Origin of the sequence: Brevibacillus daliensis (genome assembly GCF_021245735.1) — a bacterium.
GTDB lineage: Bacteria > Bacillota > Bacilli > Brevibacillales > Brevibacillaceae > Brevibacillus_B > Brevibacillus_B daliensis.
This window is the reverse complement of record NZ_JAJISB010000010.1, coordinates 61,745-83,216: the sequence shown is the minus strand read 5'-3', so window position 1 is coordinate 83,216 and position 21,472 is coordinate 61,745. Positions and strand designations below refer to the sequence as shown.

Genomic DNA, 21,472 nt, shown 5'->3' with positions numbered 1-21,472 from the left:
TACGGTGAATCGAGATCAGTTAGTAAATAATTTTTATTATGAAAGATGCGGCAAAGAAGGTCCAAACGATTTTGGCGTAACCTGAACGTATAGCAAAAAAATAAGCAATGCTAGTAAAAGCTAGCATTGCTTATTTTTTATATATACTCATCTAATCAATCAATATTATTTTGTATAGTTATCAAAATAACCTTGTATAAAGATAACAGGCGTACCTTTATCTCCGCTTCCTGAAGTTAAATCGGATAGAGAACCTATAAGATCAGTAAGTTTTCTAGGTGTAGTACCTTGTGCTTCCATCGATCCTACAAGATCAGAATCTTTATTGTTAATGTACTGAGATATCGCTTGTTTAAGTTCTTCGCCTCTTAAATCTGCAAAGTTATTATCAGCAAGATATTTTAATTTTACTTCATTAGGTGTACCATCAAGTCCTGATGTGTAAGCTGGTGATACAACTGGATCAGCAAGTTCCCATATTTTACCTACTGGATCTTTGAATGCTCCATCTCCATAAATCATGACTTCAACATCTTTGCCAGTTTTTTCTTTGAGCAAATGTTGTATTTTATCAACGATAGGTTGGCAATTACGTGGGAAAAGTTTAACACTGTTTTCTGTTGATTTATTTGATCCCAATAGGCCGTAAGCTTCATTACATCCACTGCCATCAATAGACTCTGATAATATGTTATCGAGGCTATAGATTTTAACTCCACCATTTGCTTTTAATATTCTCTTCGTTCTGAATCTTGTATGTATATCACAAGTCAGAACATTTTTTGTATAATCTAAAATGGTCTTTGGATTATTTGAGAATATAACTTCGCATTCAACACCGTATTCTTCAACTAACGATTTATAATAATCAATATAATCAACACCAGTAAAAGTATGTTTATTATATCCAAAATGATCACGGAATTGTTGTTCTGTTAAAACATCTGTCCAAGGATTAACTCCTTTTTCATCAAGCATATCTAGATCCACTAAGTGATTACCAACTTCGTCAGATGGATAGCTAAGCATTAGAACAATTTTTTTAGCGCCTTTTGCAATACCGCGGAGACAGATTGCAAAACGATTACGACTTAAGATAGGGAATATTACTCCAACAGTATCTTCTCCAAATTTTGAACTAACATCTTTAGCGATATGATCGATCGTAGCATAATTACCTTGAGCACGAGCAACTATAGACTCTGTTACAGTAACGATGTCTTTATCATTAATTGTAAAGCCTTCAATTTCTGAAGCTTTTAGCACACTATCTACAACGATTTCCTCTATGTTGTCCCCTTGATTTATGATTGGACAACGAAGACCTCTAACAACGGTTCCAACTACTCTTTCCAATATAATCGCTCCTTATAAGGACTAAAGTTTATACAAATTACTTACCTACTTGTAATATACATCGGTTGAATGATATAAGTAAAATTAATATATCAAATGGTAGGTATAAGGGGTGCTTATGTGATAAGTAAATTAGATTTATATAAAGTATTTTGTAAGGTAGGAAAAAGTGAAAGTTTTTCTAAGGCAGCCAAAGATCTTTATATGACACAACCAGCTGTTAGTCAGGCGATCATGCAATTAGAAAGAGAATTAGATGTACGTCTTTTTAATAGAACACCTAAAGGGGTATCTTTAACAGATGAAGGCAGTCTTCTATTTGAATATGTAAATTCGGCAATTAATTTAATTGATGTTGGGGAAGAAAAGATTTTAGAATTTAAGAATTTAACCACAGGGGAATTAAAGATAGGTGTAGGAGATACGATTTCTAGATATTTTCTACTTCCATATCTGGAGATTTTCCATAATAAATATCCGAATATCAAGTTTAAGATTGTTAATGGTACAACATTAGAGCTCTGTTCTATATTAAAATCAGGAGAGGTTGATATTGCTATTTGTAATTTACCTCTTGATGATTCTACATTAGAACTAAGACCATGTATTGATATCCATGATATTTTTGTTTGTGGGGAGAAATATAAGAATATATTATCTAAACCATTAAGCCTTGATGAAGTAGTAAAACTGCCATTAATATTACTTGAAACGAATTCAAATTCCAGAAGGTATGTAGAGGATTATATGATATCTAGAGGTATACAGATTTCGCCAGAATTTGAATTAGGCTCACATGACTTATTATTGGAGTTTGCTAAAATAAATTTAGGAATAGCATGTGTGACTAAAGAATTTTCCCAAGAGTATTTAAATAAAGGATTATTATATGAAGTACAATTAAATGAAGAAATACCAAAGAGAAATGTAGGAGTATGTTTTTTAAAAAGTGTGTCTCTATCACCAGCTTCAACAAAATTTGTTGAGATATTAGAAAATAAACAGGTGTAATAGATGTAAAATGCATAAGCTGGCTTATGTCACATCAGCCGAAAGCAAAACTGGTATGGTAGATACCTTGCATCTATATGATGCGGATCTGAGAAAAGAAAAGACCATTCGCTTGCAATCCTATGATTCCACTGTGATTGGCGTAACAGCAGATGGGAAATGGTTATTTGTACAAGGCAGGGAGTAAGCAAACCCCCTCTTCGCGGAACGTTTCTCCGAGGGGGTTCTATTAGTAGCCAACTGTTCTGTTCAAATGCGTGTTAGTCGCCCTCTGTAAACCCGTACAATTTGTAGGGATTTTCACACGGCTGGCCGGCTGCCAATTCAAACGTACCTTGGGACAGATTCATAATAATCGAGAAAACTGTACTGGAGATGAGTGGTCGGCCAAGATCAGGCGCAAGCGTTTCCCCATGCCTGCATATACCGTCCGGACTTCCTCCGTGATCGCGGAAAATCTGCTTGAAGGCATCTGTATCAATAGTATTCCCATATCGAGCCAATTGTTTGCTGGCACGCCCCTGGCGCAGATGCGTATCGGGTGAGAGGATTCGTGCCGTATCCTGAATCGTTATCGTACGTGGCCCGATAAAGTGATTGGCGTGAACAAGCCAACCATCATTAGGGTAGAGGATATCGTAATTTGTAGGTGTCGATTCGACATCCAGTACTTCTCCTTCCCTATGGGCGATCAGGTAATTGGCAGAAGTCCCTCGCTGCAGGCGGGCAACCTGACCAACCGCTTGTGGCAGCGTGTTGCTGTTGAGAATTCCCCGCAAGACGATGTGAATCGGTACGCCGATAACCCGCTCTGTCGTTCCAAGGAAATTCAGGCAGACGCCGATCCCGGCACTGTTCATGCCGATTTTCCCCACGATTCCTGCTTCCGTGACCATCAGGATGGTCGGACGTGGAGCTTGGTCGATTTCCAGAACGATCATCCCCGGTTTCACCTGATTGTTCCAGTCCCAGTTTTGGCCGAGCAGCATTTCCTGGTTTTTCGTCATTTCAGGTACGGCAGCCATACTGGTGCATCCGTCTGACGGCACGTCGGTTTCGGCTAGATTGGTGATGATTTCGCTGCGGGCATTGAGTGTGATTAGATCGAGCAGGTCTTGCCCTGAACCTTCACTAATCCCTTTGATTTCCTCCAGAATTTCGGCGTCATAGCGTTCGATCCAGGGGATGTACTGAACAGAATAGGCGCGAGCAGCTTCCCATTTTACATGTGCCATTTCCCAAAACAGTGCTTTGTACGTCTCGATATTATGGTTGATCTGTTGTTTGGCCAGTTGACCGAGTTGCTTCCCGCGTTCAAAGGCGGGGCCACTCACACGAACATGCTGAAACGATTTCATGATAACCTCCACTGAAGTCTATATTCTAATATTACTGTGGTGACAATGATTTGTTTGTAGCAGCGTTTTTGGCTGTAAGCAAGCTGATGAGCAAAGTCACAAGCACATTCACGAAGAGCGCGATAAATCCGCTGTTCATATCCTTAACCGTTTGTGGGAACGAGGGAAAAAGCGAACTGATCGTGGTTCCGGAAATCGTCAAGTAAACAACGGTTGCGACACCAACGACGATTCCACAGATTGCTCCGTATTTGTTGATCCTGTTGTTGGGCAGCAGACTGAATAACAGCGAAGGGAAAAGCTGAGTAATCAGACTGAATGACATTAGCAACAAGGCGTACAAGGCATTACCGCCATTGATGGCAAAGTAAAGGGAGATAAACGCAATAACCGGTACGGTCAGCTTTGCCGCCTTAACGATTTGTGTCTCGTTGTTTGATTTGAATACCGGCTGATAAATGTTTTTCGCGAATAAAGTCCCGATGGTCAGCAGGATGACAGATGTAGGCACAAGCGCGGTCAATAGGCCTACCCCGCCGATTACGCCGATAAACCACGGGTCAAAAGTCTGAATGGAAAGCCGTAACAAGGCCAAGTCCCCATTCGCTCCCTTGAGACCAGGAACTTGCAGGATCGCCGTATAACCGACGAAAAAGACGAACATCAGGAGCAGAGTGTACAACGGCATTATCATCGTATTGCGGCGGAACACTTTTTCGCTCTTGGCCGACAACGCTGCCGCAAAAAGTCCAGGCTGCATGTAAAAACCGACGGCTGTCAACAAAACGGTAGAAATCACCCACCCAAGGCTCTGTCCCTTGTCGGGAAAGGTTAAATGAGCTGGTTTTGCCGCCTGAACAGCTTCAAACATTGGCTCAATCCCCCCGTAGTAGTGATAAGGCAAATAGATGCCCAGAAACACGACAACGGCCACAATCGTGATGTCCTTGATAATAGCTGTCCAGGCAGCTCCGTGAATGCCAGAAATCATGACATAGACGGTAACGGCAATGGTCCCGATCCACACAGCCAACGTGGGTGAAATCATTCCAAAGGAAGTTTCCGAAACGATAATGCCCAGACCTTTCAATTGCAGAACGACCACGGGAACTGACGCGATGATTCCGACGATGGAGACCAGCATGCCAAGCGACGAACTATTATACTTGGTGCTAAAAAAGTCGGAAATCGAGACAATCCCGTGCTCTTTGGCATACCGCCAAATAGGGGGGAGCAGATAATACGAAAAGACATAGGCCAATGTCATGTAGGCAAGCACGTAATAAGCAGGGGAGCCGACCTGATAAATCATCCCGCTACCGCCAAGGAAAGTGAAGGTCGTAAAAAATTCACCGGCCAGCAAAAGAAAGACGAAAACGGTTCCAAATCCCCGGCCCCCAACAGCCCATTGCTCAAGATTCATTTTTTTGCCCATACCGGACCGAATCGCGAGAAAGATAGCCGCGAGCAAAAATGTAAACATGATAAGCAAACTGATCATTCAACCCCCTCCTCTCGATTAGCCGGATCAATGTAATTGATGATGGCCATGATAATGGAAGTCAGTATGACCCAAAGCACGATCCAAAAGAGTAAAAATGGCAGGCCCAGCACAAACGCATTGACTTTATTGGCAAAAGGAAGCCCACCTAGCATTCCGATAAAAGGAATTAGACCCAATACATGCACGAGTTTCAAGAATTGCCCTCCTCACATACTTCTTTTTTTGTTTTTCTCTCCTCTCATGACCCTTAATGCAAAAAAAATGCCAATGAAGAAAATGCCGCAAAATGGCGACACTGTCAGTGGCATTTGACAAAAACGATCCAAAAATAAATCAATTTAAATAATAGCGATCCATTTGTTGATCAATTTTGAATTTTGCATCAAATTTCTTCATTCTTCGTACAAACGAAGGTTGGCTCATCTGTAAGGCCCGGGCGGCTTTCCGTGTTGATTTGTGTAGGGCCAGAGCTCGTTTCATTCCTTGATATTCGTACAGCTCCAGCTCTTCTTGAAATGTTTTGGGGATGATTTTTCCCAGGTTGCCAAACACCTCACGCGGCAGGTGCTCAGGGAGGATTTCACCGTTGGCACAGGTGATCGCCATACGCTCCATTACATTGATCAGCTCCCGGATATTGCCGGGCCAATCATGTTGGCAAATCACTTGGATTGCTTCTTGGGTGATTTGTATTTGGATCGCATGCTTCTCTTGATAACGATGCAGAAAATGTTCAATAAAGAAGGGTATCTCTTCTTTTCGCTCACGTAATGGAGGGATCAGGATGGGGTAGACCTGAAGCCGGTAGTACAAGTCTTTGCGAAATGTTTTTTGCTCGACCATCGCTTCAAGTTCCTGATTGGTTGCAGCGATGATGCGCACATTGGAGTGGATCGTCTTGACACCGCCTACTCTGCGGAATTCTTGTTCTTCCAGTACACGCAGCAATTTTACTTGTAAATCAAGCGGCATATCGCCAATCTCGTCCAAAAACAGCGTGCCTTTGTCAGCCAGTTCAAAAAAACCTGCTTTGCCTTCCTTGCTCGCACCCGTGAATGCACCCGGCTCATAGCCAAAGAATTCGCTTTCCATCAAGGAAGAGGGAATCGCGCCACAATTTACTTTGATAAATGCGCCTTTTGCCTGTTTGCTATTGCGATGGATGAATTTGGCGATCACTTCCTTGCCGACCCCCGATTCACCGCGCAGCATTACAGGTGAACCAACAGAAGCTACTTTTCTAGCCTCCTCCCTTACATCGAGCATGACTTTGCTATGGACAACCAATTCACTTTCATTGGCCTGCTGCTGTTTCAAGTTTTTAATTTCTTCCAGATAATTCTGATTTATTTGCTCCATCTTGTTTAGATGCTGCTTTAACTGGCTTAATTCTGTCATGTCACGCACGCAGTTGACTACGAATTCGATTTCTTGCTGCTCATTAAACATGGGCATTCCCGTCGTCATTAATTCCTTGTAACTATTTTTCATGTTCGCTCTTTGTATGATCGTAACTGGCCGTTTTTCTTCCAGCACGCGTAAGGTACTCGATTGGTTGTTATACAGTTTCATTCCGACAGTACTGCGAATATCTTTTCCGACCAATTCTTCTGCTGTGGTTTCGGTTATGCGCAGGTATGCTTTGTTAACTTTCAAAATTATTCCGTTTCGATCAGTGATGATCACGCCGTCGTAAAAGAGATCCAGGAGACTGTCCAGTTCTTTTTGCATAAACATATCGATAAAGGGCAAAGGGGTCACTTCCTTTATGATGACTTGTTGCCCATAGTATAGCATAGTAAAAAAATCAAAGATGAGCCTGATGTTCTGAGGATGGTCAAGTTCTCGCAACCGAGGATTTCGAAAGTGGGAGGAGGGGGCTAAAGGAACTGATCTGTCGGTGTCTAGAGGAAATGTGAAGTGGTATCTATCCTCTGCTGCGAGCAATTAGTTGTAATAGGAAGTTGATATTGCTTGTGTTTGAGTGGCAGTGGGGAACGAAGAATGCTCGTCTTTCGGAGTTTACGCAGGATCACAACGATAACTATTGATTCACTTAGAGTAGAGAAGGGTTTTCTCTTCAGGGATTTATGAGTGAGGACGAACGGAAATCCTTATTTTAGCCTATCATTAGGTACGGGGAACCGTACCACAAATAACGGCGAAAATTAGAGGGTGTCGGTTCACTGGTAACGGCAAACCAAAGCCTTACCCCTTGCAAGAAACTGGGTTAAGGCCCTGGTTTTTATGTGTTCCTAGTGCCTTGTGAACGGATTCTCACTTTTTTACCAGCTTTAAATAGTTTATAATCATTAGATAATAGTATATATTTTAATCTATAAATAATTACTATATTATGGTGATAATTGATACAGAAAAGGTATGTTCCTAGGTGCGCCTTGCTTTTTGTAACACCTAAGCATGAGCACCTACTCTTTTTTGTAAATATAGGGAATGAGGAAGGTTTTAATGAGCAACATACAAAAAAAATCAGACGTTATCTTAATTGGTGCCGGAGTCATGAGCGCGACTTTGGGATCATTACTGAAAGAGTTAGCACCGGAATGGGAAATCAAAGTGTTTGAGAAACTCGCAAATGCAGGAGAAGAAAGCTCTAACGAATGGAATAATGCAGGTACGGGCCATTCTGCACTGTGCGAGCTTAACTATACATCCGAAAAATCAGACGGATCTGTAGATATTAGCAAAGCTATAAAAATTAATGAACAGTTTCAGCTTTCAAGACAGTTTTGGTCTTATCTTGTAAACAGCAATCTGATTCGTAATCCGCAGGACTTTATCATGCCAATACCTCATATGAGTTTAGTACAAGGGGAAAAAAATGTAACGTTTTTGAAAGAACGTTTTGAAGCAATGTCAAACAATCCCTTGTTTCAAGGAATAGAATTTTCCGATGACCCTGAAAAACTGAAGGAATGGATTCCGCTTATCGTGGAAGGCCGTACATCGAATGAACCGATAGCGGCAACAAAAATCGACTCTGGAACGGATGTCAACTTTGGGGCATTAACACGTATCTTGTTTGACCACTTAAAGAGTAAAAACGTCGAGATAAACTACAAGCATAGTGTTAAGGATATTAAACGTACTAGCGACGGCTCGTGGGAAGTGAAAGTGCATGATATCGATAGCGGTAAAATCGAATACCATACTGCAAAATTCGTCTTTATCGGCGGTGGGGGCGGAAGTCTGCCTTTACTACAAAAAACCGGTATTCCTGAGTCAAAACATATTGGAGGATTCCCGGTAAGCGGACTATTTATGGTATGTAACAATCCGGAAGTTGTAGAGCAGCATCATGCAAAAGTATACGGTAAAGCTAAGGTTGGTGCTCCTCCAATGTCTGTTCCGCATCTTGATACAAGATATATCGACAACAAAAAAACATTGCTGTTTGGACCGTTTGCCGGCTTCTCACCAAAGTTTTTAAAAACTGGTTCAAATTTTGATTTGATAAGTTCCGTAAAACCGAATAATGTCTTCACCATGTTAGCGGCAGGCGTAAAAGAGATGTCATTGACAAAATACCTGATCCAGCAAGTTATGTTATCGAATGAAAAGCGCATGGAAGAAATACGCGAGTTTATTCCGAACGCCAAAAGTGAGGATTGGGATATAGTGGTAGCGGGCCAACGTGTGCAAGTTATCAAAGATACTGAGGCCGGTGGTAAAGGAACACTTCAATTTGGTACGGAAGTTGTTAGTGCCGCTGATGGTTCGGTAGCTGCATTGCTCGGCGCTTCTCCGGGTGCTTCTACTGCCATTCACGTTATGCTTGAGGTATTAGAAAAATGCTTCCCACAACATATGAAAGAGTGGGAACCGAAAATAAAAGAAATGATTCCTTCTTATGGCGTGTCTCTAGTGGAAAACCCAGAGCTTTTCCAAGAAATTCTTACTTCAACAGCGCAGACGCTTGGTCTAAGCGAAAAAGAACCGGTCCATAGTTAATTCTTTGGATGTAGAAACAAAGGTAATTAGTGAAAAAGTTTAAGCAACATTTTTCATCAATGGACAATTGTTTCTATGATGAAGAGATTAAAGAATTGAGTAAATAATAGAATACCATTGAAAATAACACATAGAACCTTTGATCTATCTTTGGATTGAAGGTTCTTTTTTTGAAATTCGCAGTTAGAGAGGCTACGGTGAACCGTACCATAAGTGATGGTAAACAGGATCAGGCAGGAAATTGTATTAGGTATTACTTATATTAACAAGATGTTACTATATAGAGAGAACATCTAAACATATGGTGAATACAGGAATTGAATGTAGAATATATAGATCAGTTATTTGGTGTGCCTTCAATTAATAAATCTTTGTCTGAAAAGGCATCTCTTAATATGTACATTCAATGATTATGCATCGATGATGATTTAAAAAGCGACAATTGAGTCGCTTTTTTGTTGACAACATAAAAGTCTAAAGAGGAAGCTGGATCTACTAATGCTAAATATTGATGAAAAGCCTTCAAGAAGCATTAGCACATGATTACTAAAAACCTACACGTTTTGATCAACCTTTTTTCAAAATGTGTGGGTTTCTTCTATTATAAAATCAACATTTGCAGAACCTTTTTAATCAAACTTTATTCCAAACCAACAGTATGCTAATATAATAGTATAAAATCGACAGGCAGTCGGTCTATTGATAGGAGTTGTAAAAATGAGAGTTATAAAAAAAGCCGAGGAGCGCAGGAACGAAATACTTGACGCGGCTGATGAGCTTTTCGGTCAGAAGGGCTTTGATGGCACAAGTACAAACGATATTCTCGAAAAGGTCGGAATTGCGCGGGGAACGCTGTATTATCACTTCAAGTCGAAGGAGGATATTATGGACGCACTGATTGAGCGGTATACTGTCCTCCTTTTAGGAGCGGCGAAGGAAATTGCCGCAGACAAGAGCATACCCATAAATGAGCGTATTATCCGCGCTGTAATGGCACTGAACATAAGTGGCGGAAACGGCAAGGAAATTATTGAGCATATACACAAGCCTCAGAACGCGCTTATGCATCAGAAAATACAAAAGGTCATAATCAACGGCGTTCCACCGATACTGACGGAAATAATCCGCGAGGGCATTGAGCAAGGACTATTCAGTACGCCGTATCCGTATGAATGCATGGAAATGGTTGTGGCATATACGAATACCGTTTTTGATGATGATATGGTTACTATGACGAATGAAGAGCTTGCTTCACGTATACAGGCGCTTGTATTCAACGTAGAAAGGCTGCTCGGTGTCGAAAGCGGAAGTCTTATGTACATGATGAAGATGTTTGACAGCGGAAATGGAGGTAGAGGAAATGGAAACAGCAATGAATAATTCGGGAAAATCCTTCAGAAAATTTCTTCTGCTGTGGTCAGGACAGCTTATTTCAGCGATAGGAAGCGGGCTTACTTCGTTCGGGCTTGGGGTTTATGTTTTTGAGCAGACGGGAAAGGCATCGGCAATGGCACTTGTAATCTTACTTGCGTTTATGCCGTCGCTTCTTTTAAGTCCCGTGGCAGGAGTGCTTGTGGATCGCTATGACCGCAGGCTTCTAATGGTGCTGGGCGACAGTCTTTCTGCGATAGGACTTATATTCATTTTGATTTGTATGCTTAGCGGAGAAGCGCAGCTATGGCAGATTTGCGTGGGAGTTACAATAAGCTCGTTTTTTTCATCGCTGCTTGATCCCGCATACAAGGCTACGGTTACGGATTTGCTTACCGAGGAGGAGTACACAAGGGCAAGTGGTTTTGTTCAGGTTGCAGGCTCGGCAAAATATCTGATTTCTCCCATAATTGCGGGATTTTTGCTCACTGTTTCGGATATAAAGCTGTTGCTTGTAATCGACATCTGTACATTTTTTGTAACGGTTATTTCAACTCTTGCTGTACGTAAAGGTCTTGTTTCAAAGAAATACGAACAGGCAAAATCGTTTATCCGGGAATTCAAAGACGGCTGGGGTGCCATTTCTGAAAACAGGGGCGTGCTTGTTCTTGTGATAATGTCATCGGTAATGACTTTTTTCCTTGGCTTCATACAAACACTTTCCATGCCGATGATACTTGCTTTTTCAGACAGTGCCGTAGTAGGGACACTTGAAACAATTGTGGCTACTGGAATGCTTGTATCAAGTGTGATTATAGGAATTCTTCCGATAAAAAAAGGCTTTATGAAAATTCTTTCTATTTCGCTGTTTTGTGAAGGAATATTTATGGCGGTATTCGGACTTCGCGAAAATATTGTACTTCTCTGTATTTCGGGATTTCTCTTTTTTGCAATGATGCCATTTGCAAACACAACCCTGGATTTTCTTGTTCGTACCAACATTGATAATTCTGTTCAGGGCAGAGCATGGTCACTTATAGGGTTACTTTCACAGCTTGGATTTGTTGCCGCTTATGCGCTTTCGGGTGTGCTTGCGGATTATGTGTTCACTCCTTTGTTAGTTGACGGCGGAGTGCTTGCTGACAGTGTGGGAAAGATCATCGGCACGGGTAGTGGCAGAGGAATGGGATTACTCATTATTATCGCTGGAATTTTGTTATGTGTTACTTCAGTAATTCTGTACAACTTGAAATCGGTTAAAAAGCTTGAAAACAGAGGTGACTTATGTATTACAGAATAATCCGTAATGACATTTCAAAAAGCAAACTGATGGCGCTGACAACAACGATATTTATCGCTTTTGCGGCTATGCTTGTTTCTCTCTCGGCGATACTTGTCGTAAATCTTTCGGGTGCGATAGATACACTCATGAAGCAGGCGAAAACTCCGCATTTTATGCAGATGCATTCGGGTGATATTGATACAGTACGGCTTGCTGATTTCGCGGATCAGAACAGCAATGTCGATGAATTTCAGGTGCTTGAATTTCTCAATGTTGACGGCGCGCAGATTGTAATTGACGGAAACTCGCTTGCGGACAATGTTCAGGACAACGGCTTCAGCACACAGAGCGAAAAATTTGATTATCTCCTTGATCTTGACGGAAACGTTATAAATGTATCCGATGGGGAGATTTATGTTCCGGTAGGTTATATGAAGGACGGCACTGCAAAAGTCGGTGACAAGGTTGTGATAGACGGAAAGAAATTTACCGTTGCGGGATTTCTCCGCGATTCACAGATGAATTCGTTGCTTGCCTCGTCAAAGAGGTTTCTTGTGAGCGAAAATGATTATGCGGCAATAAAGGATTTCGGAAGCACGGAATATCTGATTGAGTTCAGATTAAAGGACTTGTCTGCAATTGGCGCATTCGAAACTGCTTACACCTCCGCAGGACTTGAAGCAAACGGACCGACAATTACATATCCGCTTTTCAAAATGCTTAATGCCATTTCCGATGGGCTGATGATTGCGGTCATCCTTCTTGTAAGTGCGCTTGTCGTTGCAATCGCATTTATGTGCATACGCTTTACGCTCCTTGCGAAAATCGAAGACGACTACCGCGAAATAGGTGTTATGAAAGCAATAGGGCTACGTGTTTCCGACATAAAAAAGATTTATCATGCGAAATACGCGGTGATGGCGGCAGTTGGTTGTACTCTCGGATTTGCACTTTCATTTGTGTTCAGAGGCATGCTCCTTGAAAATATACGGCTTTATATGGGGGAAAGTGAAAATTCTTCTTTCGCTTTATTTTTCGGAATGATTGGTATATTGTTTGTATTCCTTGCAATTATTGCCTATGTAAGCAAAGTGCTGAAACGCTTTCGAAAAATATCAGCCGCGGAAGCAATACGCTTTGGCACTTCACAGGAAAAATCTGCGGGCGCAAAACATTTTTGCCTGAGCGGAAACAGGCTGCTTAACACGAATATTTTTCTGGGCGTAAAAGATGTTCTTGCAAGAAAAAGTCTTTACGCCACAATGCTTGCGGTGCTTGTGATTTCGACATTTATCATAATCGTTCCACAGAATCTGTACAACACTATTTCCTCAAAAAGCTTCATCACATATATGGGGATAGGAAGTAGTGATATGCGCATTGACATTCAGCAGACCGACAATATTTCTAAAAAAGCAGCGGAAATTGTAAAGACGCTGGAGCGCGACCGATCTATATCTAAATATGCTGTGCTTACGACCAAAACATTCAAAGCAAAGACGGAGCACGGATCGGAGGAAGGCATAAAAATTGAGCTTGGCGACCATTCGATATTCCCAGTAGAATATTCCGAAGGCAGAGCACCCGTCGCAGAAGACGAAATTGCGCTTTCAGCTATTAACGCTGATGAGCTGGGCAAAAAGGTCGGCGATGTCATTACGCTGGTGATTGAGGGGAAGGAGAAAAATCTCACGGTATGCGGAACTTATTCCGACATTACTAACGGTGGCAAAACCGCAAAGGCTGTTTTCTCCGACAATTCGGCGGATATTATGTGGTGCGTTATTTACGCGGAGCTTTCGGATAAATCTCTTGTCAAAGGAAAGACTTCGGAATATGCGGACAGGTTCAATTTTGCAAAGATTTCGGGTATTGATGAATATATTACACAGACATTCGGCTCGACAATAAGCTCCATCGGAAAGGCCTCCTATGTAGCAATTGTCGTTGCGCTGATTATAACGGTATTGGTTACACTTTTGTTTATGAAAATGCTTGTCGCAAAGGACAGATACTCAATTGCCGTAATGAAATCGTTAGGATTTACAAACTCGGATATTACAATACAGTATATTTCGCGTTCGGTATTTGTTCTGATTGTAGGAATTGTTCTTGGGATGCTTCTAGCAAACACTCTCGGAGGGGTACTTGCGAGCGCGGTTATCTCATCGTTTGGAGCGTCGTCGTTTACGTTTGTTGTTAATCCACTTTCTGCGTATCTATTATATCCATTGATGATGATATGCTCAGTGCTTATCGCAACAATTATCGGCACATCGAGCGCGGGACAAATAAAAATATCTGAAAATATGAAGGAGTAAATTATGAAGAAGATTATTATCGGTGAAAATATAGTAAAATCTTTCAGAGTAGGCAATGAAAAGCACAATGTTCTCGATGGCGTGTCCGTTGAAATAAATGAGGGAGAGTTCGTTTCGGTTATGGGACCTTCGGGATCAGGAAAATCGACACTGATGAATGCGATGAGTGGAATGGACGGCATTGACGGCGGAAAGGTTTCTTTTGACGGCAGGGATCTATCAGCACTTAGTGAAAAGGAGCTTGCCGACATACGCAGAACAAAAATAGGTTTTGTTTTTCAGCAGCCGACTTTGCTTAAAAACCTGAACATTCTCGATAACATCATTCTTCCTTCAATGCGGGATAACAGAAAAAGCGCTGCGAAGATTACCGAAAAAGCAAGAGCGCTTATGAAAAAGGTTGGTATTGCGGAACTGGAAAAGCGTGATATTACCCAGGTTTCGGGAGGACAGCTTCAGCGTGCGGGAATATGCCGCGCACTTATTAGCAATCCTGAAATTATCTTCGGTGACGAGCCGACTGGCGCGCTTAACTCAAAATCCGCACAGGAAATGATGGACATAATTTCCGAAATTAACACAGAAGGTACTGCGGTTATGCTTGTAACTCACGACGCAAAGATTGCAGCTAGGACTGAGCGTATTATGTTTATGTGCGACGGAAAAATCGTGAGCGAAATGCGGTTTAAGAAATTCAGTGGCACAGATATTGATGACAGGATGAAAAAAGTCACGGCAAAAATGCGGGAAATAGGAATATAATATGTTGTTTCACCATCACATTTTTTACTGAGCCCTTTTGGTAGACACTAATATATTTATCAAAAATGCTTGATAAACATAGATGGCTTACTCTAACTTAAACTTTGAGGTGGAGTGAGCCTTTTTTCATGCAGAAAAGCAAAGGAGGAGAATGATAATAACAAAACGTGTACAGGCAGTTGAGGAAAAAATGGGAATGATTGCTCTAGCACAAACAATTGATTCATCACAGCCCCCCTACTGGGGGACCACTCACGCGCGACCAGCACCCATAAGGCAAGCTGCTCCTTGTTTTTTACTAATAGAGAGAATTGCCTAACTAAAGAAGCACCAATATTTTTGCAGTTGACTTTGCCATATGTAACTGACCCCAATCAAGCCACCGTTCCTGAGGGTATTGTTACCGAGGTGTATTTTCCTGTAAAGAAAAAATAGTAGTAAGACCTGACATTTTCCTTAACGCTCGTTAAAAAAAACAAAAAACGTCTTTTAGGGAGGTATCTATAATGCAAAGAGACTACTGGCCAACTACAGAATGGCAAGCCGTCAACCCGGCAACCTTGAGAATGGACTCTGAAAAGCTTTCAGAGCTTGAACCTATGATAAAATCCGAGTACAGCAATATAAACGGTATTGTTGTTGTGAGAAATGGATATATAGCTTATGAAAGATATTATAATGGCTATGGCCCGGATGATACGCACCATGTGGCATCTGTAACGAAAAGTATAATATCTGCCCTCATTGGAAGAAAATCTGGGTGAGGTACAAGATGAATTGGCATCATTTATCGCTTCTGCACCTGAAGAACGCTATAAAGCATTATTACGAAAAAGACCTCATGTAGCCCCATAACGGAGAACCTTATAACAAGTGATGGTACACACATTTTAAGAAGGAACTAATACTAGATAGTAGCTATATCAGCAGATTAAGATGATGATTGGGAAAAATAACAAATTATTTAGTGGACATATGGTTCAGTTTAAATGACAGGTCTCAAAAGAAATGTTTGAATATTGTTCGTTAGGAAAGTAATATTTTGAGGTTCAACTCTATATGAATACTATGAGAAATGCTCAGGACGGCACAATCCTGGGCATTTTGTATTTAGCATGCTTTCTATTCACTTTGATAGGTAAGATTATTTGACATCAATGTGATTGTTGTGTATTCTGTGTATGTTGATGATACACAGTTGTGGGGAGGCAAAATGAAAATTATTATTTCCAACGTGTCCGATTTGCCTATTTATCAGCAGATCAAAAACCAAATAAAGGATGGAATCTTACGTGGTGAATTAGAAGAAGGGGAGATACTTCCATCAATACGTGTATTGGCAAATGATCTGCGTGTGAGTGTTCTCACTACCCGAAGAGTATACGACGAACTAGAATCGGAAGGCTTTATTACAACTAAAGCGGGTAAAGGATCATTTGTGGCCAAAGAAAACCTTGAGCTTCTGCTAGAATCGAAACGGCATATGGTGGAAGTCAAACTATCTGAGGCCTGGAATACTGCTCGCTCGCTTGGAATTAGCAAAAACGAATTGTATGCCATGATGGATTTACTTTTTGAGGAGGGTGAGGAATGAAACCTATTTTAGAGGTAAAAGGATTGAAAAAAGACTTAGGTACCTTCGCCTTGAAGGACATTAGCTTTTCCTTGCTCGAGGGTTGCATTACTGGATTTATTGGTGTCAACGGTGCTGGTAAAACGACTACGATTAAATCGATTCTCGGATTAATTTTAAAGGACGCCGGTGAGATTGCATTTTATGGTAAAGATATTCAATTAATTGAACGAGAATTCAAGAATCGTATTGGTATCGTATTAGATGATGGCTATTTTTATGAAGATCTAACTTTGCTAGAAATGAAAAACATTATTGCTCCGGCGTATTCCAATTGGGACGAAGCGGTCTTTAAAAAGCATATGGAGCATTTTGGACTACCATTTAATCAGCAAATCAGCACTTTGTCCAAAGGTATGCGTATGAAGTATGCTATAGCATTGGCAATCTCCCATCATCCGGACTTATTGATAATGGACGAACCGACAAGTGGACTAGATCCTCAAGTTAGAATGGAGTTAATGGATATCTTACTTAATTTCATAAAGCAAGATGGAAAAAGTGTTTTCTTTTCATCCCATATTACCTCCGACTTGGACAAAGTTGCAGACATGCTGATTTTAATTGATAAAGGCGGAATCATATTAAGTGAAGAAAAAGATATTCTGTTGGACAGACACGGCTTAGTTAAAGGGGATACAAAAGAAATAAATGAACATACTAGGGGGTTGTTTTTATCTCTCCATGAAACCGAATATGGCTTTTCTGGTTTGACTGACAATAAAACTGTTGTTCGCCAACAGATGGGGAATGTGCTAATCGAAAGACCAACCATTGAAGACGTAATGCTGAGCTATATTAGGAGGTAATAAAGGTGATGTATCATCTTGTAAAAAAGGATTTCCTTCTCGCAAAAAAGTATTGGTTTATTATGTTAATCGCCGCATTTGTGTTGCCGATCTTTATCAATATTAAAGTCGATTTTATGCCTAGAGGTTTTCTCGCTTTTTTTCTAAGCACTCTCTTTATTCAGTATTTGCTGTTCAACTCAGTGTCAATGATTGAGTATAAATATAAAGGTCACGCGCTTCTTTGCGCAACCCCCTATACGAGAAGGGCAATGGTAAGAGCAAAATATTTATTTATCCTAGCGATTTTTGTAGGATGCTATATTTCATATTGCCTTTTAGCCATATTTATTCCGACTAAGATAGAGATGCTGAGTTTGTCGGATGTAGGAGTGTCAATCCTTATAGTGGCTGTTATTTTCGGGATTATTATTCCTGTTCAATATCGCTTCGGTTATGAAAAATCCAAGTATATATTTATGTTTATTATTTTTTTATTTCCATTTGTATTCCCTATGATGATCGAATCAATGCAAGCACATCAAATCGGACTTCAGGACTTGCTTCCTTTTTCGCAAATCGTTCAAGATTTTTTTCTTGGTATACTGGCTCTTTTAATTTCTTGGATGTCGATGGGGTTATCTACTAGGATATATTCTAAGCAGAATTTGTGATGAACGGACTGAACTTTTGCAACAGAGCAGTTACTATCTTCTCAGCTGTGGGTCAAGTGTTCTAAGTGAGAAGTACTAAATAAAACAGTAATGATGAACTGTAAAAATGAATCGCTCAATCATGATTTAGATGGGATAATTGTAATCGATCAATCGACGTACTTGCATGATGAAAATGTGTTTTAGAAATCGACTTTATTAAGTATAACAAGGGGAATTGTTGAATGAATATAAAGCAGAAAAAAATTGCCTACTATTTTTTAGGAACAATTCTTGCGGTGACCGCTTTGAGTCAGGGCATGAAAGGAAATTATTTATTAGCTGTCTTTCCTTGTATTGGTTCAATTTCTTTTTTTGTACATGCTATCAGGATGGGAAAACAATAAAAAGGTATTTACAATAAGGCTAGTTACGTACGATGGATCTTTTCACAAGTAATGCAAAGAGCGGAGAGCCTTATCATAAATAATAGATAAACATCGTTTAGATAAAACTGAAAGCGAGCTTATTTTCTGTAATGCTTACTGAATGGTCACTAAATACTCAGATACATAATAGGAGGGGAGCCCAACAAGGAGCTCCCCCCTCTTTCTTATGATAGTATCCGCTTCAAATCCTCTTCAGGAGTCGAAATCGGAGTCAAATTATAATTATCCACCAGCACTTTAAGTACGTTTGGCGAAATAAAGGCTGGAAGTGACGGGCCGATATAAATGTTTTTGATTCCAAGGTCTAGCAGCGAAAGCAGGATGCTCACGGCCTTCTGCTCGTACCACGACAATATCAGTGTCAGAGGTAAATCATTCACACCGCACTCGAAAGCCTCTGCAAGAGCGACTGCCACTTGGATGGCACTGAATGCGTCGTTGCATTGACCCATGTCCATCAATCGTGGCAAGCCGCCAATCGTACCTAGATCAAGATCATTGAATCGATATTTACCGCAGGCAAGTGTAAGGATAACCGAATCTTTCGGTGCTTTCTGCACAAACTCGGTATAATAGTTGCGTCCAGGTCTTGCTCCGTCACAGCCGCCGACTAGGAAGAAATGCTTGATATCGCCACTACGTACCGCCTCAATCACCTGATCAGCTACACTCAATACCGTTCCATGTCCAAAGCCTGTTGTAACCTGTGTACCGCCATTTATTCCTGTCATCACAGTGTCTTCTGCATAACCGCCTAACTCCAGCGCCTTATTGATCACGGGGGTGAAGTCTTTCTCCTCATCAATATGCACCATGCCAGGATACGCTACTACTTCAGTCGTATAAACTCGATCGCGATAGCTGTCTTTCACAGGCATCAGACAGTTCGTAGTGAATAATACTGGTGCAGGAATGTTTGCAAATTCCTTCTGCTGGTTTTGCCATGCGGTACCGAAATTGCCTTTCAGGTGAGGATAAGCTTTCAGCTTCGGATATGCGTGGCAAGGCAGCATCTCGCCATGTGTATAGATATTAATCCCTTTATCTTTGGTCTGCTCAAGGAGAAGATGGAGATCACGTAAATCATGTCCTGTAATGACGATGAACGGACCTTTCTCAATGGTCAGTGGAACAGTAGTCGGCTGTGGAATACCGTAGGTTTCGGTGTTTGCTTTATCCAATAACTCCATGCACTTGAGGTTGATTCTTCCTGTTTCCAGTACGATCGGAAGCAGCTTATCCATGTCCCATTCCTCGCCAACTGCACGCATACCCTTGTAGAAGAAGGCGTTTACTTCTTCATCAATATAGTCCAGCACTAGCGCATGAAAAGCATATGCTGCAATACCGCGAAGACCAAATAGAATCAGAGACTTGAGTGAACGGATATCCTCATTGTCCACCCAGAGCTTGTTCATATCGTAGTCTTCACTACAGTTGCTTGGAGCAGTGCTGCTGCCATACTGTGAAATCAGCTTGGCTTTTGCTGTGTGTACAGCTTCGATATGCCTTTGCACCGCATCGTTGTCAAAATTAACATTTGTGATAGTGGTGAACAAGCCTTCGATCATAACGCGATGAGTGAATAGATCAAGCTCATACTCATGACCATCTGCTGCGCGAGCAAGGCCAATCAGTGCACCTGTCAGATCATCCTGCAAAAGCGCAGTATCCTCCTTTTTACCGCATACACCCTGGATACCAGTACAAGCCTCATACTTTGCAGTTTGTTCACATTGAAAACAAAACATGTTCGACATCTTGAACTCCTCCTCTTTATATTGTTTGTATCTATTTTTCAAAATCTGTCCATCGGTTGAGATCACATTTGTCCTCATTAATTCTGATAATTTGTCTGATCTTCTTCATACAGCTTTTCTGAGTGCATTGTACTATACTGAAATCAGAGGTTCTGTTGTTTTTCCAACGGAGGTGAAAGGAATGGAAGAATATTTTTCGTTGTTTCATAAGATTCCTTTATTTAAAGGATTTAAAGAATCGGAAATGGAGTCGGTGCTCTCCTGCTTACATGCACGCAAAAGGAGCTATCAAAAGAATGAGATCATTCTGCTGGCAGGCGAAGCGGTTACCCATATTGGGATTGTATTGTCCGGAAAGGTTCAAATTTTTCGAGAGGACATAAAGGGGAATGGCACGATCATGACTAGTCTAGAAGCAGGCAGTCTTTTTGCCGAAACGTTCGCCTTTGCCAACATACGTACAATCCCGGTAACGGTATCTGCTGCAACAGAGAGCGTCATTCTTTTTATCGATTTTAGTCGAATTGTGAGCAACTGTTCCAACGCTTGTGTATTCCACGTTCAGCTGATTCAAAATATGCTATCCATTTTAGCTCAAAAGAACATCATGCTGAATCAAAAGATCGAGCATCTTTCCAAACGTAGCACAAGGGATAAGCTATTGTCCTATCTCTCAGAACAAGCCGTCCTGCATAGAACGAGTGAATTTGTCATTCCTTATAACCGTCAGGAGCTGGCGAACTATCTTTGCGTAGATCGGAGCGCAATGTCAAATGAATTGTGCAAGCTGCGTGATGAAGGCATTCTAAGCTTCAACAAAAATCTGTTTAGACTGCTGTAAGTACAAACCTTGAAATTAACTAAAATAGATAAAAGGAAGACTATTCACATACAGAATTAATTGTATTAGTAATATAAAAAATTAGGAGACTGTAAATGCAAAAGAAAGGAGGTGCGATGATGGAAAAGGTACAATTACTTCAAAACTCAATAAAGCAATATGGATTAAATCCTAACCAACTAGTATTTGAGAAAGAACTCCACTCTACTAGTTGGCATGGAGATTTACATTTCAAAATCCATGTGGATAATAAATCGTATTCAGCAAGACTTATTACTTTCACTATTCAAGGCCATCTATAGCTGAACTACTCCTATTCTTATTTCGAAGGTAATAAATATGATTCTTCCTCTTACCAATGAACGGCAAAATCACGCGTTACAATCCGTCAATTCCGGTTTTTCCTTAGTT

20 protein-coding genes and 2 pseudogenes are annotated in these 21,472 nt (G+C 40.9%); 16 read left to right on the top strand and 6 right to left on the bottom strand.

Annotation, left to right across the window (positions count from 1 at the left end; all coding sequences use genetic code 11):
* Positions 1-165: 165 nt before the first annotated feature.
* The gene (locus tag LM917_RS10785) at positions 166-1,356 is read right to left on the bottom strand and encodes a coenzyme F420-0:L-glutamate ligase (RefSeq protein ID WP_232697516.1); all 1,191 of its coding nucleotides are present in this window, start codon (positions 1,354-1,356) and stop codon (positions 166-168) included.
* Between the two features lie 120 nt (positions 1,357-1,476).
* On the opposite strand from LM917_RS10785, the gene LM917_RS10780 reads away from it, so the two are divergent.
* Complete coding sequence (locus LM917_RS10780; RefSeq protein ID WP_232697515.1) at positions 1,477-2,367, top strand: LysR family transcriptional regulator; 891 nt, start codon at positions 1,477-1,479, stop codon at positions 2,365-2,367.
* A 10-nt stretch (positions 2,368-2,377) separates the two neighbouring features.
* Complete coding sequence (locus tag LM917_RS10775; RefSeq protein WP_232697514.1) at positions 2,378-2,554, top strand: hypothetical protein; 177 nt, start codon at positions 2,378-2,380, stop codon at positions 2,552-2,554.
* A 73-nt stretch (positions 2,555-2,627) separates the two neighbouring features.
* On the opposite strand, the gene LM917_RS10770 is transcribed toward LM917_RS10775, so the two are convergent.
* The 4 genes from LM917_RS10770 to LM917_RS10755 form a co-directional block, all read right to left on the bottom strand.
* Positions 2,628-3,725: a C45 family autoproteolytic acyltransferase/hydrolase gene (locus LM917_RS10770; protein WP_232697513.1), complete on the bottom strand. Its 1,098-nt coding sequence runs from the start codon at positions 3,723-3,725 to the stop codon at positions 2,628-2,630.
* A gap of 31 nt (positions 3,726-3,756) precedes the next feature.
* Positions 3,757-5,226, bottom strand: a complete 1,470-nt coding sequence (locus LM917_RS10765) for a sodium:solute symporter family protein (protein WP_232697512.1) — start codon at positions 5,224-5,226, stop codon at positions 3,757-3,759.
* Complete coding sequence (locus LM917_RS10760) at positions 5,223-5,423, bottom strand: DUF3311 domain-containing protein (RefSeq protein ID WP_232697511.1); 201 nt, start codon at positions 5,421-5,423, stop codon at positions 5,223-5,225. The genes LM917_RS10765 and LM917_RS10760 overlap by 4 nt, the downstream gene beginning before the upstream one ends.
* 139 nt (positions 5,424-5,562) lie before the next feature.
* A complete protein-coding gene (locus LM917_RS10755) occupies positions 5,563-6,981 on the bottom strand; it encodes a sigma-54 interaction domain-containing protein (RefSeq protein ID WP_232697510.1) in 1,419 nt (472 codons plus the stop codon).
* 717 nt (positions 6,982-7,698) lie between these two features.
* On the opposite strand from LM917_RS10755, the gene LM917_RS10750 reads away from it, so the two are divergent.
* The 12 genes and pseudogenes from LM917_RS10750 to LM917_RS10695 all read left to right on the top strand — a co-directional run bounded on the left by LM917_RS10750 (position 7,699) and on the right by LM917_RS10695 (position 18,418).
* Positions 7,699-9,201, top strand: coding sequence for a malate:quinone oxidoreductase (locus LM917_RS10750; protein ID WP_232697509.1), 1,503 nt, complete (start codon positions 7,699-7,701; stop codon positions 9,199-9,201).
* 717 nt (positions 9,202-9,918) lie between these two features.
* Complete coding sequence (locus LM917_RS10745; RefSeq protein WP_232697508.1) at positions 9,919-10,581, top strand: TetR/AcrR family transcriptional regulator; 663 nt, start codon at positions 9,919-9,921, stop codon at positions 10,579-10,581.
* Positions 10,574-11,872, top strand: a complete 1,299-nt coding sequence (locus tag LM917_RS10740; protein WP_232697620.1) for an MFS transporter — start codon at positions 10,574-10,576, stop codon at positions 11,870-11,872. Before LM917_RS10745 ends, LM917_RS10740 begins: the two co-directional genes overlap by 8 nt.
* Positions 11,857-14,175: an ABC transporter permease gene (locus LM917_RS10735; protein ID WP_232697507.1), complete on the top strand. Its 2,319-nt coding sequence runs from the start codon at positions 11,857-11,859 to the stop codon at positions 14,173-14,175. The genes LM917_RS10740 and LM917_RS10735 overlap by 16 nt, the downstream gene beginning before the upstream one ends.
* A 3-nt stretch (positions 14,176-14,178) precedes the next feature.
* Positions 14,179-14,937 (top strand): ABC transporter ATP-binding protein, encoded by a 759-nt coding sequence (locus LM917_RS10730; RefSeq protein ID WP_232697506.1) that lies wholly within the window; start codon positions 14,179-14,181, stop codon positions 14,935-14,937.
* Positions 14,938-15,088: 151 nt separating this feature from the next.
* Entirely contained in the window at positions 15,089-15,256 is a 168-nt protein-coding gene (locus LM917_RS10725) for a hypothetical protein (RefSeq protein WP_232697505.1), read from the top strand.
* 187 nt (positions 15,257-15,443) lie between these two features.
* A pseudogene (locus tag LM917_RS10720) lies at positions 15,444-15,686 on the top strand (serine hydrolase domain-containing protein); the annotation flags it as partial.
* Positions 15,682-15,783 (top strand): annotated as a pseudogene (locus LM917_RS10715) (Crp/Fnr family transcriptional regulator); the annotation flags it as partial. The pseudogenes LM917_RS10720 and LM917_RS10715, both read left to right, overlap by 5 nt.
* A gap of 367 nt (positions 15,784-16,150) precedes the next feature.
* A complete protein-coding gene (locus LM917_RS10710; protein ID WP_232697504.1) occupies positions 16,151-16,531 on the top strand; it encodes a GntR family transcriptional regulator in 381 nt (126 codons plus the stop codon).
* The gene (locus LM917_RS10705) at positions 16,528-17,379 is read left to right on the top strand and encodes an ABC transporter ATP-binding protein (RefSeq protein ID WP_232697503.1); all 852 of its coding nucleotides are present in this window, start codon (positions 16,528-16,530) and stop codon (positions 17,377-17,379) included. Before LM917_RS10710 ends, LM917_RS10705 begins: the two co-directional genes overlap by 4 nt.
* Before the next feature lie 8 nt (positions 17,380-17,387).
* Positions 17,388-18,032: an ABC-2 transporter permease gene (locus LM917_RS10700; protein WP_232697619.1), complete on the top strand. Its 645-nt coding sequence runs from the start codon at positions 17,388-17,390 to the stop codon at positions 18,030-18,032.
* 224 nt (positions 18,033-18,256) lie between these two features.
* Positions 18,257-18,418: a hypothetical protein gene (locus LM917_RS10695; RefSeq protein ID WP_232697502.1), complete on the top strand. Its 162-nt coding sequence runs from the start codon at positions 18,257-18,259 to the stop codon at positions 18,416-18,418.
* A 206-nt stretch (positions 18,419-18,624) separates the two neighbouring features.
* Here the strand turns inward: LM917_RS10695 and hcp are convergent, their stop codons facing one another.
* Positions 18,625-20,220 (bottom strand): hydroxylamine reductase, encoded by a 1,596-nt coding sequence (gene hcp, locus LM917_RS10690; protein ID WP_232697501.1) that lies wholly within the window; start codon positions 20,218-20,220, stop codon positions 18,625-18,627.
* 181 nt (positions 20,221-20,401) lie between these two features.
* On the opposite strand from hcp, the gene LM917_RS10685 reads away from it, so the two are divergent.
* Both LM917_RS10685 and LM917_RS10680 read left to right on the top strand, forming a co-directional pair.
* The gene (locus LM917_RS10685; protein ID WP_232697500.1) at positions 20,402-21,061 is read left to right on the top strand and encodes a Crp/Fnr family transcriptional regulator; all 660 of its coding nucleotides are present in this window, start codon (positions 20,402-20,404) and stop codon (positions 21,059-21,061) included.
* 95 nt (positions 21,062-21,156) lie between these two features.
* A complete protein-coding gene (locus LM917_RS10680) occupies positions 21,157-21,363 on the top strand; it encodes a hypothetical protein (RefSeq protein WP_232697499.1) in 207 nt (68 codons plus the stop codon).
* The last annotated feature ends 109 nt before the right edge of the window (positions 21,364-21,472 follow it).

What these genes read in the sequence shown, in the direction of transcription:
- LM917_RS10775 (WP_232697514.1), top strand. Translation starts at nt 2,378, where the DNA reads ATGCATAAGCTGGCTTATGTCACATCAGCCGAAAGCAAAACTGGTATG.
- LM917_RS10770 (WP_232697513.1), bottom strand. Translation starts at nt 3,725, where the DNA reads ATGAAATCGTTTCAGCATGTTCGTGTGAGTGGCCCCGCCTTTGAACGC.
- LM917_RS10765 (WP_232697512.1), bottom strand. Translation starts at nt 5,226, where the DNA reads ATGATCAGTTTGCTTATCATGTTTACATTTTTGCTCGCGGCTATCTTT.
- LM917_RS10750 (WP_232697509.1), top strand. Translation starts at nt 7,699, where the DNA reads ATGAGCAACATACAAAAAAAATCAGACGTTATCTTAATTGGTGCCGGA.
- LM917_RS10745 (WP_232697508.1), top strand. Translation starts at nt 9,919, where the DNA reads ATGAGAGTTATAAAAAAAGCCGAGGAGCGCAGGAACGAAATACTTGAC.
- LM917_RS10740 (WP_232697620.1), top strand. Translation starts at nt 10,574, where the DNA reads ATGAATAATTCGGGAAAATCCTTCAGAAAATTTCTTCTGCTGTGGTCA.
- LM917_RS10735 (WP_232697507.1), top strand. Translation starts at nt 11,857, where the DNA reads ATGTATTACAGAATAATCCGTAATGACATTTCAAAAAGCAAACTGATG.
- LM917_RS10730 (WP_232697506.1), top strand. Translation starts at nt 14,179, where the DNA reads ATGAAGAAGATTATTATCGGTGAAAATATAGTAAAATCTTTCAGAGTA.
- LM917_RS10725 (WP_232697505.1), top strand. Translation starts at nt 15,089, where the DNA reads ATGATAATAACAAAACGTGTACAGGCAGTTGAGGAAAAAATGGGAATG.
- LM917_RS10710 (WP_232697504.1), top strand. Translation starts at nt 16,151, where the DNA reads ATGAAAATTATTATTTCCAACGTGTCCGATTTGCCTATTTATCAGCAG.
- LM917_RS10705 (WP_232697503.1), top strand. Translation starts at nt 16,528, where the DNA reads ATGAAACCTATTTTAGAGGTAAAAGGATTGAAAAAAGACTTAGGTACC.
- LM917_RS10700 (WP_232697619.1), top strand. Translation starts at nt 17,388, where the DNA reads ATGTATCATCTTGTAAAAAAGGATTTCCTTCTCGCAAAAAAGTATTGG.
- LM917_RS10695 (WP_232697502.1), top strand. Translation starts at nt 18,257, where the DNA reads ATGAATATAAAGCAGAAAAAAATTGCCTACTATTTTTTAGGAACAATT.
- hcp (WP_232697501.1), bottom strand. Translation starts at nt 20,220, where the DNA reads ATGTCGAACATGTTTTGTTTTCAATGTGAACAAACTGCAAAGTATGAG.
- LM917_RS10685 (WP_232697500.1), top strand. Translation starts at nt 20,402, where the DNA reads ATGGAAGAATATTTTTCGTTGTTTCATAAGATTCCTTTATTTAAAGGA.
- LM917_RS10680 (WP_232697499.1), top strand. Translation starts at nt 21,157, where the DNA reads ATGCAAAAGAAAGGAGGTGCGATGATGGAAAAGGTACAATTACTTCAA.